The organism is Phaeodactylibacter luteus (assembly GCF_007993045.1).
Lineage (GTDB): Bacteria > Bacteroidota > Bacteroidia > Chitinophagales > Saprospiraceae > Phaeodactylibacter > Phaeodactylibacter luteus.
This window is the reverse complement of sequence record NZ_VOOR01000007.1, coordinates 1-18,377: the sequence shown is the minus strand read 5'-3', so window position 1 is coordinate 18,377 and position 18,377 is coordinate 1. Positions and strand designations below refer to the sequence as shown.

Annotated in this window: 13 protein-coding genes; 5 read left to right on the top strand and 8 right to left on the bottom strand. The window is 54.4% G+C overall.

The genetic code is table 11. The annotated features are described in order from the left end of the window. Positions 1–226: 226 nt before the first annotated feature. Both FRY97_RS04700 and FRY97_RS04695 read left to right on the top strand, forming a co-directional pair. Positions 227–1,099 carry a hypothetical protein gene (locus tag FRY97_RS04700; protein ID WP_147166282.1) on the top strand — a complete coding sequence of 291 codons (873 nt, stop codon included), beginning with the start codon at positions 227–229 and terminating at the stop codon, positions 1,097–1,099. After that, positions 1,090–1,770: a DNA alkylation repair protein gene (locus tag FRY97_RS04695; RefSeq protein WP_170254503.1), complete on the top strand. Its 681-nt coding sequence runs from the start codon at positions 1,090–1,092 to the stop codon at positions 1,768–1,770. The genes FRY97_RS04700 and FRY97_RS04695 overlap by 10 nt, the downstream gene beginning before the upstream one ends. Positions 1,771–1,789: 19 nt before the next feature. On the opposite strand, the gene FRY97_RS04690 is transcribed toward FRY97_RS04695, so the two are convergent. Further along, entirely contained in the window at positions 1,790–2,332 is a 543-nt protein-coding gene (locus FRY97_RS04690; RefSeq protein ID WP_147166280.1) for a DinB family protein, read from the bottom strand. 71 nt (positions 2,333–2,403) lie between these two features. Between FRY97_RS04690 and FRY97_RS04685 the strand changes: the two genes are divergently transcribed. Continuing rightward, positions 2,404–2,949, top strand: a complete 546-nt coding sequence (locus FRY97_RS04685; protein ID WP_147166279.1) for an NUDIX domain-containing protein — start codon at positions 2,404–2,406, stop codon at positions 2,947–2,949. Between the two features lie 270 nt (positions 2,950–3,219). Here the strand turns inward: FRY97_RS04685 and FRY97_RS04680 are convergent, their stop codons facing one another. From FRY97_RS04680 to FRY97_RS04660, 5 genes are all read right to left on the bottom strand, one after another. Continuing rightward, entirely contained in the window at positions 3,220–7,815 is a 4,596-nt protein-coding gene (locus FRY97_RS04680; protein WP_147166278.1) for a T9SS type B sorting domain-containing protein, read from the bottom strand. Between the two features lie 129 nt (positions 7,816–7,944). Further along, entirely contained in the window at positions 7,945–8,859 is a 915-nt protein-coding gene (locus tag FRY97_RS04675) for an alpha/beta fold hydrolase (RefSeq protein WP_147166277.1), read from the bottom strand. 14 nt (positions 8,860–8,873) lie between these two features. Beyond that, positions 8,874–9,518: a TetR/AcrR family transcriptional regulator gene (locus FRY97_RS04670; protein ID WP_147166276.1), complete on the bottom strand. Its 645-nt coding sequence runs from the start codon at positions 9,516–9,518 to the stop codon at positions 8,874–8,876. 198 nt (positions 9,519–9,716) lie between these two features. Continuing rightward, positions 9,717–10,196 (bottom strand): pantetheine-phosphate adenylyltransferase, encoded by a 480-nt coding sequence (gene coaD, locus FRY97_RS04665; RefSeq protein ID WP_147166275.1) that lies wholly within the window; start codon positions 10,194–10,196, stop codon positions 9,717–9,719. A gap of 89 nt (positions 10,197–10,285) precedes the next feature. Then, on the bottom strand, positions 10,286–10,861 hold the full coding sequence (locus FRY97_RS04660; RefSeq protein ID WP_147166274.1) for a hypothetical protein: 576 nt from the start codon (positions 10,859–10,861) through the stop codon (positions 10,286–10,288). A 362-nt stretch (positions 10,862–11,223) separates the two neighbouring features. On the opposite strand from FRY97_RS04660, the gene pncB reads away from it, so the two are divergent. Then, a complete protein-coding gene (gene pncB / locus FRY97_RS04655; protein WP_211356810.1) occupies positions 11,224–12,642 on the top strand; it encodes a nicotinate phosphoribosyltransferase in 1,419 nt (472 codons plus the stop codon). A gap of 51 nt (positions 12,643–12,693) precedes the next feature. Here pncB and FRY97_RS04650 read toward each other — a convergent pair whose 3' ends face one another. Both FRY97_RS04650 and FRY97_RS04645 read right to left on the bottom strand, forming a co-directional pair. Then, positions 12,694–13,728, bottom strand: a complete 1,035-nt coding sequence (locus tag FRY97_RS04650; RefSeq protein ID WP_170254502.1) for an MlaD family protein — start codon at positions 13,726–13,728, stop codon at positions 12,694–12,696. A 76-nt stretch (positions 13,729–13,804) separates the two neighbouring features. Further along, on the bottom strand, positions 13,805–15,253 hold the full coding sequence (locus FRY97_RS04645) for an N-acetylmuramoyl-L-alanine amidase family protein (RefSeq protein WP_170254501.1): 1,449 nt from the start codon (positions 15,251–15,253) through the stop codon (positions 13,805–13,807). Positions 15,254–15,307: 54 nt separating this feature from the next. On the opposite strand from FRY97_RS04645, the gene FRY97_RS04640 reads away from it, so the two are divergent. After that, positions 15,308–18,118 (top strand): putative LPS assembly protein LptD, encoded by a 2,811-nt coding sequence (locus tag FRY97_RS04640; protein ID WP_147166271.1) that lies wholly within the window; start codon positions 15,308–15,310, stop codon positions 18,116–18,118. Positions 18,119–18,377: the final 259 nt, after the last annotated feature.

The window sequence follows — 18,377 nt, the reverse complement described above, 5'->3', positions numbered from 1 at the left end:
CAGCATAGCGGCGCCTGCCTTTTGGCAGGGGCAGGCCCCTCATCCTGCGAAGAAGGCTGGGCAGGTCCCCTCCTTGCGGTAGGGGCAGGCCTGAAAAATCGGCAATCAGGTTTGCGCTCGTTCGGTTTGATGAATAAGGGGCTGGCTTCTTGGCATTGCAGTGCGAGAAGTACAGCCCTGCAAGGGCGTTAGTACTATGAGGAAAAAAATACCAGCAAGTAGCGATATGGAAACGGGGATAGTGCCTACTGTAGCTGCTATGCCTGTAGAAGAGCATGTGCCTAGCCTACAGGTCTTATACTTGAAGAACCGGCCTCAGCAGCAAGTGTTCACGGTAAACCCTGCCCGCAGGACCGTCCTTGTGGGGGAGAAAGGTACAAGAGTTACTCTGCCTGCATTCGCGTTTGGGAGGGTTGCCGTGCCCTACGTGGAGGTGCGGATGACAGAGCTTTTAGGGCTGGAAGATTATCTGCTTGCTGGGCGGCCTGCAGGCGGCAATAGCAATAGCCCTCGGGCGCAGGTACACCTGAAGGTGCTTATCAATGGGGCCCCACAAGAGAGCATACTGCCTTTGCAAGTAGACGTGCCGCTAAGCTCCCGCCCCCGCCCAGGGCAATCTTGGGCTTTGTTTTCAGAGGCCATCCCCACCTTGAAAGCAGTAAGGGGCGGTCAGGTATTAGAGTGGCGGCTGATGTCTGGCAAAGCAACCCCCATCCGGCAAGCTGCCCGTGACTACCTCTCCTTTGGCGCAACCGCCCCCGGCTGGTACTGTTGTGCAGCAGTACAGCAGCAAGGGCGCGGTGTTATGGTGTCTGCAAAGCCTGCATTGGGGGCACTGCCAGTAAGCGCATGCCAAGCCTTTGTCCTTGTCCCTGCACAGTCTGCTTTACTTGGGATGTACCAAAGCGGAAGGGGGTTTGCAGCCCTTCAGGTGCCTGCAAATGCCAATGTGCAAGTGGTGGTCGCAGGGGTTTGGCAGGGGCAATTGTACTTGGGCATCAGCAACGCCCGGAAAGCCCGGGAAAAGGTTTTCCGAATGGATATGGAGCCCGCAACGCCCGCTGTTTTCAAGTCTAGGATAAAGGAACTGTGCAGGTAAGTGCAGCAACATACGTACGGGCATTAGCGGAGGCCCTTGCTCATGCCGGCCGGCAGGATAACGCAGTGGCCATGTCTGCCTATATGAAAGGGCATTTTCGCTTTTTCGGGGTCAAAAGCCCAGAACGGAAGCAGGTCTTGAAAATACATACCGACAAATATGGCTGGCCAGAGGCAGAAGCGCTCAAATCTGTATGCAGGCTCTGTTTCGCTGAGGATGCGCCCAGGGAACTGCAATATTGTACTCAGGCTTTGCTCGAGCGCAAGATTTCGTTGCATGGCGCTGATATCCTAGAGCTGGTAGAAGAGCTGATCCCTCTCCATACTTGGTGGGACTCGGTAGACTTTTTGTCGCCGGCCATTGCGGGGCGCATACTCAAGCGCCACCCTGAGCTGATCAGCCGGTTCCCAGATAATTGGATCGGGCACTCTAATTTCTGGTTCCAGCGTGCGGCCTTGCTTTTCCAGCTGAAGTGGAAGGCAGACACAGACGCAGAGCGGCTATTCACTTACGTTAGAGCGGTAGCGGGCACCAGGGAGTTTTTCCTGCATAAGGCGAGCGGCTGGGCGCTACGGCAATATGCTAAATTTGAACCTGAAAAGGTCCGTGCTTTCATTGGGCAACAGCCCTTGCCCAGCCTCACTGTCCGAGAAGGGAGCAAGTATCTTTGAGGCGGGCACCTAAGCGCGCTTAGGCTTCAACATCTTTCAGTGTCCGATCAATCTGGCCCAAGTGCCGTTTTACATGTGTGCCGAAGAACCGTACCATCCCGCTCAGCGTCATTTTCCCAGCAAGCGGATGCTTGTAGAGCTCTCTGCCAAACCGCTCGTCCGGCAAGTCAGCCAGGAAAGCCCGCAAAGCCCTTCTGTTGTTGAGCCATTCCTCCTTGGTCGTTTGGTAGTCGGCTTCTTTTGGCAGGGCCTCATCGCCAACTCCGGCAGGGGCTTGGAAGGGCTTAGGCAGCAGGAAAAGCAAATTCACAAGCTGCAAACGGTATTCCGCAGCGATGCCTGCTTTTTTAAGGGTTGGGTTGAAGCTGAGCTTTTTTTGGACATAGCCAAGCGATGCTTTTTCAGCCAAGATCAAATGGTGCATAATCTGTATGACCGACCATCCGCCTGTGGAGGGCTGTTGATTGAGGGTGGCATTGTCCCGGCTATCAAGATGGCGCAGTAGGGCTGACAGCCGTTGGTCGGCGCGGTCTAGATGCTTTAGGGTCTTCTTCTTGCTCATAACAGTTGGCTCATTTTGATCATGCGCTCCTAAGATAGGCTTCCTTTTCTTTTCTTTGTGCAAAAAGCAAGATGAAAAGCCCCTGGAAAACAAGGTCTATTAAAGCGGTTTACGATAACCCTTGGATAAAGGTGACCCATAGGGAAGTCATCACGCCTGGCGGCTCCGAAGGGGTTTATGGGGTGGTCCACTTCAAGAACCAAGCTGTTGGCATTGTGCCTTTGGATGAAGAGGGCAATACCTGGCTAGTCGGGCAGTACCGGTATACCTTAGGCAGATACAGTTGGGAAATCCCGGAAGGCGGCTGCCCGATCGGGGCAGAAGCCCCTCTGGAAAGTGCACGCCGGGAGCTGTTGGAGGAAACAGGGCTGCAAGCAGCGTCGTGGCAGCACATCATGGATTTTCACACCTCCAACTCTGTTACGGACGAGGCCGGGGCGATCTTTTTGGCACGGGGCTTGGTACAGGGGCAGCCCGCTCCGGAAGATACGGAAGATCTTAGGGTGAGGAAGCTGCCTTTTGCCGAGGCTTTACAGATGGCCTGCTCAGGAGAGATCACAGACCTGATGTCAATAGCGGGATTGCTGAGGGTAAATGCTTTGCTGGCTACGGGATAAGCTGGCCTATCGTTGGAGGGCAAAGAAAAGCCGGTAGCTAGGGCCTCCAGCTACCGGCTTTTTAGAACTAAGTTGTTGCCGAGCGCAAACCCGGGTGTCGGTTTTTTTAGGGGGCCTGCCCCTGCCAGCGGGCAGGTGCCGCTATGCTGCGGGGCTCGCTGTCCGCTCGGCCCTATCGGGCTTATCACCCCTCCGCAGCGCTAGGCCGATGTCAGACTATAAAGCCCGAAAAGTTTAAACGCCACATTTTGGTTCACGCCCGTTGTTGCCTTACCTGGCAAGGGTCAGGTCTCCCTGGAAAGTGCCCAGCTCAAACCCATTGGGGCGGGCCAGCTGCACGCGGTAGTAGTAGACCTCAGAGGGCTGATCCTTGCCGTTGAACCTGCCGTCCCATCCTGTTTCTGGAGTGTCGTTGTCATAAACGACTTGCCCCCATCTGTTGAAGATCTTAAACTCGAGGATTTCGATTTTATCCGGGTTCGCAGAAATCAGGAAATTGAAGAAGTCATTGGTGTCATCACCGTTCGGAGTGAATGCGTTGGGCATATTGACCTTAATTTCCTGGACTTCAACCGGAATAGTCAGGATGTAGGTACAACCAACGGCTGTGGTGATTTCGACCTGCAGCCCGTATTCCCCAGGGTTGTCAAGGGTGTAGTCAATGACATCCAGCCCTGCTCCGGTGGCGATGACAAAGGTAGAATCTGGGCCAACCTGCCTCCAGGTAAAAGTGAGGTTGGCTGGGTCAAAGGTCGTTTCGTAAATCGCCTGTAAGGCCACATCATCGCCTTCAACATAGACCGTATCGGGCGTGATGGTAATGTCCTGTAGGTCTACGATGTCTTCTACCTCAATCAGCACGGAGTCGGTCAGCTCTGTACAGCCGCCGCCACTGATATAATTGAGCACATAAACGGTAGAATCAGCAGGAGAGACCGTGATGCTGCGGCCAGAGAAGGTAGAGCCATCGCTGCCCGACCACTCATAGCTGTCACTGCTAGACCCTCCGATGGCAGCTACGTTGATATCCGTAGAATCTCCTGGGCAGATGATGAAGTCGTTAGGGACAATATCGATGACGACATCCCCAATGACTTCAACCAGCACGCTGTCAACGACCGGCTCGCAGATGCCATAGGTAGCAGCAACATAGTAGGTGTGCGATTCGGTAGGGGTAATATTCAGCGCACCATCGGCCACAGTTCCGAAGTTAGGGTCTGTGGAAGTCCAAGTGTAAACCGCATCCGGGTCTGTACCTTGGATCAGGGTGATGGATTCGCCCAAGCAGATGGCCATATCGCCTTCTAATTCAAAAGGAGGGGTTGGCAGGACTTCGACCTGCACGCTCACCTCGCTAGGGCATTCGCCATTAGTCGCTTTATAGCTAAAGCTGGTGGTATTGCCAAGCGGGAGTGTAGTAGGGTCCAAACAGTCATCGCAGGACAGTTGATCTGCATTAGTTTCCCAGCCCTGCTCGGTGGCGGTCCCATTTACTTCTACCTGGAACTGTACCTGATCGCCCGGACAGATGGTGGTGTCCATAGGCGAGATGGTTATGATGGGCACCCGGTTTACATTGACCCGCGCAAAAGCCGTGTCTTCACAGACGCCAAGGGTGCTTACCCGGAAATAGTCTATGGTGTCCTGACCGGTCAAAATCATATTGTAAAGAGAGTCTGGGGTTTCCAGCCCCGATTGTGGGCCCCATTGGAAATCAATGCCGGGGAAGTCGCCCGGCTCATAAATTGGCGATTGCAGCGTGATGATTTCACCCTGGCAGATGGTCGTATCTAAAGGGGCGAGGCTAAGGTCGGAAGGTAGGCTGTCGACCAATACGACTACGGAGTCGATCCGGAAACAAGATCCAGACACGGCTACTTCGGCGTAGTAAGTGGATACAGACTCCGGGCTTACTGTGATATTAGCCGCAACCAGAGTATCAAACCCGGGCTGAGTGGAAGTCCATATCGGGGTTTCTGCTGCGGGCGTAATGCTTGCGCTAAGGTCAACGACATCTACGCCCCGGCAGATCCGAAGGGTATCTTCAGCCAATACTTCTATCGCGATAGGGGTGATGGTGACGTCTACCGTTGCAGTTTCCACACAAGCGCCGCGAGTGGCGGTGAGGGTGTACGTGCCTTCTTCTTGCGGGAAAATTAGCGTATTAGGGTTGGCAGGGTTATCGATAATCGAAGGCCCGGACCACTGATAAACGACTCCAGATTGGAGCATGGTATTGCCCAAGATGAGAGAATCGCCCTGGCACACAGCCGTATCGTTAGCGACGGTAATGGTTGGCGGTATGAAAACCCTTACATCTACGCTATCAATCGTAGGCAGGGGGCATTCTTGGTTCATGGCACTGATGTAGTAGCGCGTAGTCGTATCTGGCGTAACAGCAGGGTTCGATTGGGCCGATACAAAACCTTCGGGGCTTGAGCTCCAGGTGATATCAACGCCCGCGATGCCCGGCCCGCCGATGGAAACGGTCTCGCCTAAGCATATTTCAAGGTCATCGCTGATTTCATATTGTGCTGCTTCCTGAGGAAGGACGGTCATCGTCATTTGGTCTTCCAGGGTACAGCCATTTGCAAACAGAGTTACGGTGAGCACATAGTCTCCGGGCGCGTCTGCGCTAATGGTCGGGTTAGGACAGTTGGTACAGCTCAGCGTTACTCCTGTAGGGGCATCCCACTCATAGGTTGCGTCCAGGAAATTGCTGCCCGCAATGATCTCGATCTCTTCGTTCCGGCAAACGGTAACGTCAGGGCCTGCGTCTACATCATACACTTCAACAATGACTTCGACGGTATCCTGATAGCAGACGGCATCAATGATGGCTACATAGTTGGTGGTCTCTTCAGGCGTAGCAATCGGGTCGAGGCAGTCGAGGCAGGACAAGGTAGCCGTGTCTTTGAGCCAGGTGATGTCGCTCACAGAGCTCTCCACCAGCAACGCAACGCTCTCGCCGCTGCAGATAGCGGTATCGTTCACAGCAATATTAGCAGTGACCGGGGCAAGGACATCGGGGTCTGAAGCAATCCAATCAATGGATATAGCACCACTGGCAATATCATCGCCCCAGTCATTGATCAGCACAGCATAAATTTCGCCTTCCTGGCAGTCGATCACCCGGCAAAAATCGTCCCCGTTGCCGTTAGGGTCTGGGGCACAGTCGTACTCATCGAGCACCTCAATTCCAGTAACTGGGTGGATAGAGGCTAGCCCTGTAGGGTCTGCTCCGCCAGCGTAGGAAGACCGTATTGGCTGGTTGTTCTCAATGAAGTTCACCACAAAATCGGGGTCTTCACAAGTCTGCTCACGCGTAAATGGCCCCCACACCTGGAAGTCGATATCGGAAGCCTCTGCAGGGTTGTCTGCCTGTACGGTAAACCCAAATGGGCCATCAGCCTGGGCTTCGATGGTGAACCAATAGTAGTTGGGCTGTGTAGAGCCGGTGTTGAACCAGCAGCCATCGTTCAGCCCCTGGTTGAAAGCGATGTCCTCAAAGCCCTGGTTGAAGACAAAAACAGAAGGCAGTGCATCAGGAGAGATACAGCCATTGAGCGGATTGCACAAGGCATTTTCGAGCGAAGGTTCGAGGTTGCAATCTGATTCGGTGATGGAAAGCCCGAAATCTGTGCAGCCGTTCGCGCGGGCGACCACAATATAATAGGTGCCGGCATCTTCAAAGTTCGCGCCCTGAATGGTCCCGGTCTCGCTTATGCCCACACAGCTCGTTTCCGGATCGTTGGGCGGGCCGTCGAGGATAAGCAGGCCTGTGCCCGGGGCAGCATCGGTCACAGAGACCGTAGCGCAAAACCCGCCGGGGGAGTCGTAAGCAAAAACAAACTCCTCGCCGTTCAGGAAGGGGGCGGTGCCGCAGGGCGATTCCGCAAAAGTAGCGATAGCGCCACAGGTGGTATACCCATCATCTTCAAAAGGCAGGCCGTTGATGACGGTAGGATTGTCAATGGAAGACCCGTCGCAGGCGATCGGGCTGCAGTTCCAGGTCAGTTCGAAGCCAGCCTGTGTAGCACTGCCATCCGAAGTGAACTCTATCGTGACACTGGTCGTGCTCGCTTGCAGCTGAATGGGATCAAGGCTGGCGCCGGTGAAAGATGCGATCAGGGGAGAGCCGGTATTGGGGCCGGCATATACGTTGAGGAAGTCAAAGTTGTTCTCAATATTGAACGACTGTATCTCAAGCTCCAGGCACTCGAACAAATTGGCTGGCGTGATGGTGAAAGTATTGTTTTCGCCATTGCCGTAATCTTCTTCCGGGCCGCCGGAATCGTAAAGGGTGCCAAAGCAGGCAGAGGTTCCCGGGGAGTCGCCGATATTGATGGCAGGGACGTACTCGTCAATGCAGAGGGTGAAATCTCCCGAATTTGGAGTGCCTGTTGCAGAGTAATCGTTGACCCGGATAAAGTAGGTAGTGTTTGGGCTCAAGCCAAGGATATCGACTTGGGCAGTAGCTTCGCCATCAGCTGCCGATACGCAAAACCCAAGGTCGGCGAGGTTGTCAAAAGCGCACAAGCCACGGTAAACGTTTATCTGAGGGTTTAGAATGCTGCCGTTAGCGCCGTCTGTCACCCCGGTAAGGGTGATGGTGACGTCTGTAAGGTCTGCAGTTGTAGTGAAAGAGAAAAACACGTCTCGCTGAACGCTGCCACCGTTGAAGCAGGCAGGGATGTTGCCAAAGCCAATATCGGAGGCTGTAGCGCCAACATTATCATAAACGTCCTCGGTACATGCAGGAAGCGTGCCAAGGTCAATGACCCCGTCACAATCGTCGTTTACAGGTTGAGCAGTGAGTGCGCTTGCAAAAAAGAGGAGAGGAATGAAGCGTAAGATTAGTCTCATGTTTGCCGGTTAATGATGTTTTTGCGGGTAAAGTTTCCCCGTTTCTGAACTGGCTAAAAATAAGCAAATTTTGCTATTCTCCTTCTTTTCTTGTAGCGGGAGGGCGGGCAAAAGACAAAAGGGGGGGCATCAGCCACCTCTGAGAAAGCGGGCTACGTACTGTATGAGGTCCGGATTTTTCATTAGCTTAAAATGGCCCAGCTTTTTGGTAACCAGCATGCAGGCTCCTTCTTGGGCTTCAAAAATGGCTTGCCCTTCTTCAAAGGGGACGAGGTGGTCTTCCTCATCGTGCACGACGAGTATCCTCCCTACTTTCCCGTTGAGGTCCCCTTTGGCCGTATCGGCGTGGTGTATGGGGAATTTGACCTTCCTTTCTACAAACTGTACGAACTTCCGCCTCACGGCTTTTGGCGCCCCCATGGTGTCGAGCGCGTCGTTCAGTACCCGTTCCATTTTGCTGGGCACCCCGATCAGGACGAGGTTCTCCACTTGGTGGCCGTTTGGCAGGTTGGACAGGGCAAAGACGGTGGATGCCCCCCCAAAAGAATGGCAAATGATGCTGTGCACTTGGCCCAGGTGGTTGAGGATGGACCGCACCGCACCGCCAAAATGGACGATATTTGTCCGTTTGCCTGCTGAATCGCCATGGGCTGGGCCGTCAAAAGCTACTACACGGTACCCCTCCTCCAATAGGGCGGGCACAAAGCTCCTCAGGGCAGTGCCCCGAGATTCCCAGCCATGCACCAAGAGGGCAACTTTTTCCCCTGAGCCCCACTCGTACCCCTTGAGCACTTGTTTTCCGTACAGGAATTCAAAGAGGCGTGCCTTTTCTAGCCAGGGGTCGCTGCTGCGGTGGCGGGCCCGGCCCCTTGGGGTAGAAAAAAGCCGGTAGGCCAGCCGTGCCATGCTGCCCGGGAAGAGGCGCCCGAGGGTCTGAAAGGCCAGGCGGATCAGCTGCAGGGCCCAAGGGTAATCCGTAGGGCGCTCTGGACGGTCTGGGATGTGCTGTGTCTGAAGATGGTCAAGCGTTTTTGCAGTATCCATATTGTTGTTGTGGGTTAGGCACGGAGCGATTCTGCCATTTGTGAGAGCTGGGCGGCTACGGCTTCAAAGTGGTAGCTGCTCTTGTGCAGCTGTGCGAACATGATGCCGCCCTCCAGCAATGCGATGAAACAGATGGCGAAATCCACTGCCTGTATTTCGGGCTTGATGAGCCCCTGTCCTTGTCCAGCGGTCAGCAGCTGTGTTATCCTGGCTTGCCAAGCGGCTAGGGCATTGATGGCGCATGCGCGGAGTGCTTGGTGGGTGTCATCTGATTCCGTCGCGGTATTCAGTATCGGGCAGCCCCCGGCAATAGGGGGAGAAAGGATGTGCTGACGGTAAAATTCAATGACCCCGAGCAGCTTGTCTGCCGGATGCTCGTGGGGGCGGGTATAGGCGCTGGCTTTGAGCCGTATCTGCTGTACGGCATGTTCGAAGGCGGCTACCGCAATGGCTTCTTTGTTGGGGAAGTGGCCATATAGCCCGCCTTTGGAAAGCCCGGTGGCGGCTGTGATGTCTTCCATAGAGGTGCCGGCAAAGCCTTTTTGGTTGAACAGCACAGCGGTGTGCGATACTATTTTTTGGCGGGTAAGTTGTGCTTTGGACATGGCATCAGATGGGTGGTATGCTGTAAAAATAAACCGAACGGTCGGTTTATGCAAGCGCCAAGTTTTTTGTCCGCCAAAAGGGTGGGCATAACCCTGGCATTGCCTGGCAATCAAAGCGGAGCCGGACTAGCGCTGCGAAGGGGTGTGAAGCCCGCAGGGCCGAGCGGATAGCGAGCCCCGGAGCATAGCGGCCCCATGCCTTCAGGCAGGGGGAGGCCCATGAAAACGGTTGTCGGGTTGGCGCGGATGTGCTCAGCGGGGGCTGTTGAGGATGGCTTCCCGGATTTCGCCCGGCACAAAAGGGCTTGCATCTCCTTGCCCGATGATGATCTCCCGGACGATGGTGGAGCTGATGTGGGAATAGGCCGGCTGGCTGATGAGGAAAAGGGTCTCTATGCCTTCGCCCACGATGTGGTTGAGCTGGGAGATGGTTTTTTCGTAGTCAAAGTCGGAGGCATTCCTCAGGCCGCGGAGCAGATAGCGGGCACCGGTAGCTTTGGCATAGTGTGCCGTGAGCCCCTGAAACTGCCCAGCCCGGACTTTGGGCTCGCTGGCAAAGACTTCTTCGAGCCACTGCAGCCGCTGTTCTAGGGAGAACAGGTATTTTTTCTGGCTGTTCACCCCAATGGCAACGATGACTTGGTCGAAAAGCGGGAGGGCCCGTTTTACAAGGTCTACGTGTCCTACCGTGATGGGGTCGAAAGATCCGGGGAAAATAGCAATCTTGGGCATGCGGTTTCGTTTGGTCTGGCCCCAAAATAAGCAAATGCGGGCCATTGCCCTAACTGAGCAAGGGGCGGCATGAAGAATAGGAGGGCTGACTATTCGTCCGGCGGCAGCCCTTCAGGGGGTATGATGCGGAAGCTGTCGAAAAAACGGTCGCTTGAGGTGTTGAGGCTGCGGGTTTTCACCGTGGCTGTCTGAACAGCGTAGTAGCGGTCGCCATCAAGTATGCCCCAAGTTTTGATGATGGCATTGCCGTCAAGGTAGTCAATGCGCCAAAAACGCCCGGGCTGCCCCCGGTATGCCCGCTCGGTCTGATAAAGCAGCTCACCGTTGACGGAAAAGGCGGCAGCGTCCATAGTCGCTTCGAAAAATGCTGTAGTGAGCGAGAGGCTGTCTTTGTGGAAAGTGCCTTCCGGGTAGTCGCAATAGCTCACCATGTACATGAGGTTGTCGGATGCTTTGTCCGCTTTTGGCGGCTGATAGAAAGCGGTATGATAAACCAGCTGGCCTACAGGGGCCTCTACGGTGTCTGTGCTACTGGCCATTTCCCCGGGCACTTCTACTGCAAAGCGGCCTTCAAAGTCTTTGTGGTACTGCCAGGCTTGCGCATGGCACAGTGCCGGCAGCAGCAAGGCGGGCAGCAAAAGCAGGTGTAGCGGTTGAGAGGGCATTGCTTGTGGTTTGGTCCGGTTTAATAACGCAGCCCGGGCCCCGGGGGTTGGTCAGGTGCAGGGGGCGCAAACCAGATTGTCGTTTTTTTTGGGGGATAGGGCTTGCCCCTTCCGAAAGTATAGGGGCCTGCCCCTGCCAGCGGGCAGGTGCCGCTATGCTCCGGGGCTCGCTGTCCGCTCGGCCCTACCGGGCTTGCCACCCCTTCGCAGCGCTAGGCCAATGCCAGCCTAAAGCCAGGGTAGCGTCAACGCCTGCGACAATTTGGTTCACGCCCGGTGTAGGGCAGGGGCGCTTTTTTTAGTGCGGGGCTTGCGCGGGAACCAAACAAACCTTAACTTAGTTTGAAATTAAAACTAAGTATATGAAAATGCCTGCCACACACATTTCCCAGCTTTACCCCGGGCACCTCGGGCTGATGACCGATCTGTATCAGCTCACTATGGCGTACGGGTATTGGAAAACAGGCAAGTACAGGCAGCGGGCGGCTTTTCAGCTGTTCTACCGGAAGCCGCCATTTGGAGGGCGCGGAGCGATTGCAGCGGGCTTGGAGCTGGCAGTGGACTTCCTCCGCCACTACAAATTTTCTGCTTCAGACATCCAATATCTGGGGGGGCTGAAAGATGGCACGGGCGCCCCGCTGTTTGATGAAGGGTTTTTGAACTACTTACAGCGGATGGAGCTCAGCTTAGATGTACATGCAGCCCCTGAGGGCACCTTCTTGTTCCCCAATCAGCCGTTGCTGAGGGTGGAAGGCCCGTTGCTTCAGTGCCAGCTGGTGGAGACGGCTTTGTTGACCCTGGTCAATTTTTCTACCCTTATCGCCACCAAATCGGCTGGAGTCGCCGCAGCTGCTGCAGGCGATCCGGTACTGGAGTTTGGCATGCGGCGCGCGCAAGGCCTTGACGGTGCACTGACCGCTTCCCGGTCGGCATTTCTTGGAGGATGCCACGCTACGAGCAATGTCATGGCGGGCCGTATTTATGGCATACCCGTCAGAGGGACTCACGCCCACAGTTGGGTGATGAGCTTTAGTACGGAGGAGGAGGCGTTCCTTGCCTATGCGGCCCAGATGCCGGGCAATACTATTTTGTTGGTAGACACCTACGATACGCTTGAGGGCGTGCGCAAAGCTGTCGAAGTTGGGCTTTGGATGAAGGGGAGGGGGCATACGCTTTCAGGTATACGCTTGGATTCTGGCGACTTGAAGGAGCTGAGCAAAGCCGCTCGGCAATTGTTAGACGATGCCGGGCTGCATGATGCCAAAATCGTAGCGAGCAATGATCTGGATGAGCAGGAGATCGCCCGGCTGAAGGCCGCAGGGGCCGCTATTTCGGTATGGGGGGTAGGCACGAAGCTGGCTACAGCAGATGGCAGCCCTTCTCTAGGTGGCGTCTACAAGCTTTCTGCGATAATGGAAGCCAATGGGGAATGGGCAGGCAAAGCCAAACACTCTGAAGATGCGGCTAAGCAGTCGGTGCCCGGCCGGCTTCAGGTATATCGTAAATATGATGGCTCACGGCCGGTAGGGGACAAGGTAGCGGATGTATCGCTTGGGGCGGATGAGCTGGGAGAGGGCTACAGGGCATTGCTCGAGCCGGTTTTAGCAAAAGGGGAGATTGTTTACCGTTTTCCAACCCTCACCGCTGCCCGGGCTCACGCTGCTGCGCAATGGGAGGCGTTCCGTGGGGCAGCAGCTGATTACCCCGTACTTTGGCTTGGGCAGGCGGGAGCTGCGGAAGCGCCGGCTGAGCTCACCACAGGGCAAGGAATGCCTGCTTAACGGCTAAAGTGTACAAAAAGCTGCGAATAGAGCGTGGCAGGTACTCCACCATTAGTTGGACGAAGCGGCGTCTTGGCGGTCGTATTTTTCAACTTTCCGCCGGCTTTTCAGCGGCATGTAACGATAAGGGCGGTCTTGGAAATCGGTAATGAGGGAATCTGCTTTGCGGCTGACATCGTTCAGGTTTTGGTACAAGGCTTCATCTTTGATGAGCTTGCCCAGAGAGCCTTCCCCTGCCCCAATAGATTCCACAATGCCATTGACATTGCCAAGGGCGCTATCCGTTTTGGCCAGTGTGCCTTTGAGCTGAGCGATAGTGGCATTGACTTCAGCTATGGTAGCCTGTAAGTCTGCTGCCACGAGCTGGCTGCTGAGGCTGTCTGCGTTAGAAAGGATGGCACTGATTTTTTCGTTGTTGGCCTGCAGGTTGGCGGTGATGGCCTCTACATTTTTCAAAGACCCCTGTATATTGCCGGAGGATGCTCGCAGCATGCGGTCGAGCTGGCCAGTGGAGGAATTGAGGTTGGCCAAGGTCTGGTTTAAGTTGCGGACTGCCTCTGCTACGGGAGAGCCGCTGTCTTCGCTGAGCAGCGCTGCGTTGAGGGAGTCCAGAACGTTGTTCAGCCCCTTCTGCACAATGGACATATAATCTGCGACGGCATCTTCGCCTACCATAGAGCCCAAGAGGTCCTTGTAAACCCCTTCGAGGGTATCCCCTGACTGCGCACAGTCATCGCCCGAGCAAGGCTTGTCGTACTCGAGCAAGACCGCTTTCCCGCCCATAAACCCAGTGGAGACGATCACGGCGCGGGTATCTTTGGGTATCGTCATGTCCGGGTTGAGGTCGAGCACCACTTTCACGGTCCGGTCAATATCATTGAGCAGGGAAACATCGGCTACACTGCCCACGGTCACTCCGTTGATAAACACCTGAGTGCCAACCTGCATGCGGTCAACTTGTGGGTAGTAGACGGTATAAGTGTTTGACTTGAGCAGGACGTTGCTGCCCAAGATGAATTTGTAGCCCCAGTAAGAAACTGCGAGGGCGACAATTGCCAGGATACCAACCTTTACTTCGTTTGACATAGCCGTGTTCGGTTTAAGCGGTGCAAAGGTAGCCTGCTTTGGCAGAAAACTGTAATTATTTTCTGAATAATCAAAGTTAGGGCCGGCTCTGTATCTGCCGGGCCAATTCCAGGCTAATGCGCTCCCTGCCTTGGTAAGCCACGACAAAAGCCCCCTTAAAGCCTTTATCTTCAAGTGCTTTGCGCGCGATGAGCGCTTCTTCCAGGGTAAGGAAATTGCGGGCTTGATACTTAAAGAGTTTGCCTTCTTGTATGACTTCAATAAGGTATCCGGTATCATCCCATTTGGGGTGGGTGGTATCGATAGGCCTGGGAGAGGCAGCTAGCTGCACATTGAAGGTAATGGGCGCTGGCGCTGGGCGCTGTTGGGGCTGTTTTTCAGCTGTTGGGGGCGGGGAGGCTTTTGCCGGTTCGGCCTCCGTGCCCCGGATGGTGATGATTTTAGGGGATGGGGAGACAGGGGTTGGGGCAGGAGGAGGAGGAGGTGTGTTTACGGGTGTACGGGCAGTGAGCTGTTGGCGTTGATGCGGTGCCGGCTCTTGCGGCGCTGCTGCAGTTTTTGGCGTAGGGGGGTAAACGGGCTGCTCAACGGAGGCCAGGGCGGTGGGGGCAGCTTGAGGCACGGCTTGCAGTGGCTGGTCTTCTGGTGCAGCTTCTATGGCCCTTCTGTATTGCTCGAAAGCTTGGGCCATGGCACCGGCAATAGCTTTTTGCCCATCGGGTGTCATGAGGAAAGCCTCCTCAATGGCATTGCTAAGGAAGCCGGTTTCTACCAAAACGCTGGGCATGGTGGTTTCTTTCAGCACGACAAAGCCTGCTTGTTTAACGCCCCGGCTTTTGCGGCCGTTGGAAGCAAACTGCTGCTCGACCATTTCTGCAAACAGGATGCTCTGCTCCAGGTAGGCACTCTGGAACATGCTCAGCATGATATGCCCCTCTGCGGAGTTGGGGTCGTAGTCGTAATTGGCTTCATAATCCTCCTCGAGCAATATGGAAGCGTTTTCCCGTTTAGCCACTTTGAGGTTGTGGCCGGCGGTATGCAGGCCCATGACATACGTCTCGCTGCCTTTGGTGGCTGCGGAGCCAGGCATATAGTTGCAGTGTATGGAAATGAATAGATCGGCCTGATTGCGGTTGGCGATAGCGGCCCTTTCGTGCAAGGGGATGAAAACGTCGGTAGAGCGGGTAAGGATAACGTTCAGCTCAGGGTGTTGAGCCCTCAACGCTGCTGCGAGCTCGAGGCTGATGCCGAGGGCCAGGTGTTTTTCCCGGCTGTGCCCGCCCAGGCACCCGGGGTCGTGGCCACCGTGGCCGGGATCAATGACTACGGTTTTTATCCTGTAATCTGCTTCGCTGATTAGCGGTTGTTTGATACCTTTGCCGCTTTCTTGGCTGTAATCGCAAACGGTGCTGCTGTCCTGCTCAGGAATTGTTAAGGTACTATCCGTAGCACCACAGGCCAGGGGGGGAAAGGATAACGAAATGTTAAACCCGGCAGCGCTCAGCGGCACAATCCAGACAAGCATCGTTGGTAGGAAGGTTATCGCATTCTTCAGACGCATATATAAGTCATTGAATTCTTGAAGACAAAGTTACCAATAATAATATTATTCCTGTCGCTGGCCTACAGCAGTTTGCAGGCACAGGAGCCTGCAAGCCCACAGGATAGCATCCCGCCCGCTGCGCCCAAAGTGGATACGCTTTTTGCCGGAGGGCTGTTGCCTGCTGTGGTGGATACCTTGCCGCCCGAAGAAGGAGAGGAGCCTGTGGCGGATTCTTTGCGCAAGGATACGATGCTGCCTACATTCTTGGATACCCTTGCCGTGAATACCAGCTTGGACATGAGCTCGATCATCCTGTCCAAAGATTCGCTCGATGCGCCGGTGGATTACAGCGCAGTGGATTCTATGATTTACGACTTGGCCAATGAGCAGGTCCATCTTTACGGGCAGGCGCAGGTGAATTATACCAATATATCCCTGAAAGCGGCACACATTATCTTCAATTGGAAAACCAATATCGTCACAGCAGAAGGCATGCCTGACAGCCTGGGGCGGCAGGCTGGGCTTCCTGAATTTGCAGACGGCGGGCAAAGCTTCACGGCGGATAGCATCCGGTACAATTTCAACTCCAAGCGCGGGGTAGTGTATGAGGTCGTCACTCAGCAGGAAGACGTTATCGTGCGCGGCAGCCGGTCTAAGTTTTTGGCCCAGGAGCCTGCAGATAGCACCGGGGAAGCGCAAAATATAGTGTACAGCTCCGATGCCATCTTCACCACTTGTACACATGAAGAACCCCACTTCGGCATACGCAGCCGAAAGCAAAAAGTAGTGCCCAACAAGCTGGTCGTGGTCGGGCCTTCCAACCTGGAAATCATGAACGTCCCCACGCCAGTGTGGCTGCCTTTTGGCTTTTTCCCCATTTCGCAAGGCAGGCAGACCGGGCTGCTTTTCCCCCGGGACTATCAGTTTTCCCCCCAATGGGGGTTTGGGCTGGAAGGCATAGGCTGGTATTTCCCTCTTGGGGACCACTTCAACCTCTCCCTGACCAGCCGGGTGTACCTGAAAGGCACCTTTGGGGTAGATGCCATCTCCCAGTACAATAAGCGCTATAAGTACAATGGCAACTTCAAGCTTGGGTACGATATAAGGCGGAATGAGGATGATGAAGGAGTGATTACCAGGCCAAGGTCTTTTATTTTCCAGTGGAACCATCAGCAGGACCGCTCGGCCCATCCCACTATCAATTTTGGGGGTTCGATAAACATACAGACCAACAATTACCAGCAGCGGGTTTTTAATGATCAGCGGGTACAGAACAATCAGCTGCGCTCCAACCTGACCTTCTCAAAAACTTGGAGGGACAAGCCCCTCAACTTTGCAGCTTCTTTTAACCATAGCCAGAACTCCAACACTGGCGCTGTTTCGGTGAGCTTCCCCAACTTGCAATTCCAGACACAGGCCCTCAACCCGTTCAAGCGAAAAAACAGGGCCGGGCCGGAAAAATGGTATGAAGCCATCACCTTGCGCTACAATGCGGAAGCCCGCAACCGCTTCGAGGCGGTAGACTCTACGCTTTTTACTCAGGAGACTCTCGATAATGCACAATTTGGGGTGCAGCAAAGGGTCAATGCAGGTACGTCCTTCAAGGTATTGCGCTATTTCAACCTCAACCCTTCCGTGAATTACGATGAGGTATGGTACTTAAGGACCCTGCGCAGGGATTTCGACCCTTCTGCTCTGCGCGTAGATACTTTGGTGGACGGCGGGAAGGTCACTTTTGACACCCTCTCTTATGGGGAGGTGGTGGAGCGGCAGGTCTCTGGCTTCGAAGCCTACCGGCAGTTCAATGCCAGCATCAGCCTGAATACACAGATATTCGGTACGGTCCGGTTTGGCAATGGCAAGCTCAGAGGGCTCCGCCACGTCATGAAGCCAAGCCTTTCCTTTGGCTATACGCCCGACTACACCCGCGAAGAGCTCGGCTATTTCCGGGAAGTCAGAGACCCCAATACCCTTGATATGTTCGACCGGTATTCCATTTTCCAGGGCGGGATATTTGGCGCCCCCTCGGCTAGTGGGGAGCAAATGGCGCTGAGCTACAGCATCAACAACATTTTCGAGGCCAAATACTTTTCCAAAAAAGATTCTACAGAGGAGAAGCTGAAGCTGTTCGACAACATCATCGTCTCTGGCAATTACAACTTTGCGGCGGACTCCTTACAGTGGAGCCCCGTTAACCTTTCGGGCACCACACGTATGTTCAAAGGGATGACCACGGTAGGGGTCCGAGCTACTTTCGATCCTTATAATACGGATGCCAATGGCAGGCGTATCGATGAGCTGAGGTGGAAGGCAGATCAGAAGCTTTTGCGTTTCGACGGCGCTTCGGCCAGGTTTAATACCAATATTACGGTCGGTAAAATACGAGCGCTCCTTTTTGGGGAAGAAGAGGAGCTTGTCACTGAGACCACTGCAGAGGAGGCTAGGGAACGGCAGGATGGGCGTAGGGAGAGGGTAGAGGAAACCGACTTTTTGAGCCTTTTCGAGAATTTCCGCATCAGCCACAACATGGCACTTGAATGGGACGCACTGGCAGACGGGCGGGACACCTTATTCATAAGCACCAACGCGATCAACTTCAATGGCAGTGTACAGCTTACGCCAAACTGGTTCATCAATATCGGCAGTTTTGGTTATGACTTTGTCAGAAAGGGCATCACTTATCCCTCTCTCGGGTTTACACGCGACCTGCATTGCTGGGAAGCGGGAGCAAGCTGGCAGCCGCAGCGGGGCACTTACAGCTTTTACATTCGTGTGAAGCCAGGTTCTCTGGATTTCCTCAACATTCCTTACAATAGGACCAATGGCGATGCCCGAGGGGCTTTTTAAGTGGGGCTGGGCCCAAATTTTGTCGCCTGCTTTCCGTTTTTTGTGGATAATTGTATAATTTGTGTCCTGATTTTCAAGTGGCTTACGCCAAAACTTAAGACGACCTAATATAAAAAATTGGCAATGAGCAGTTTAACGGCTGCTTCTTGTACATCAAGAATAACGACCTTTTTTAACCAATTTTTTATTTCAAACAAATCGTGATCTTATGGTAAAAACGAAGTTTACATTCGTTCCCACATCACGGCTAGTAAGCGGC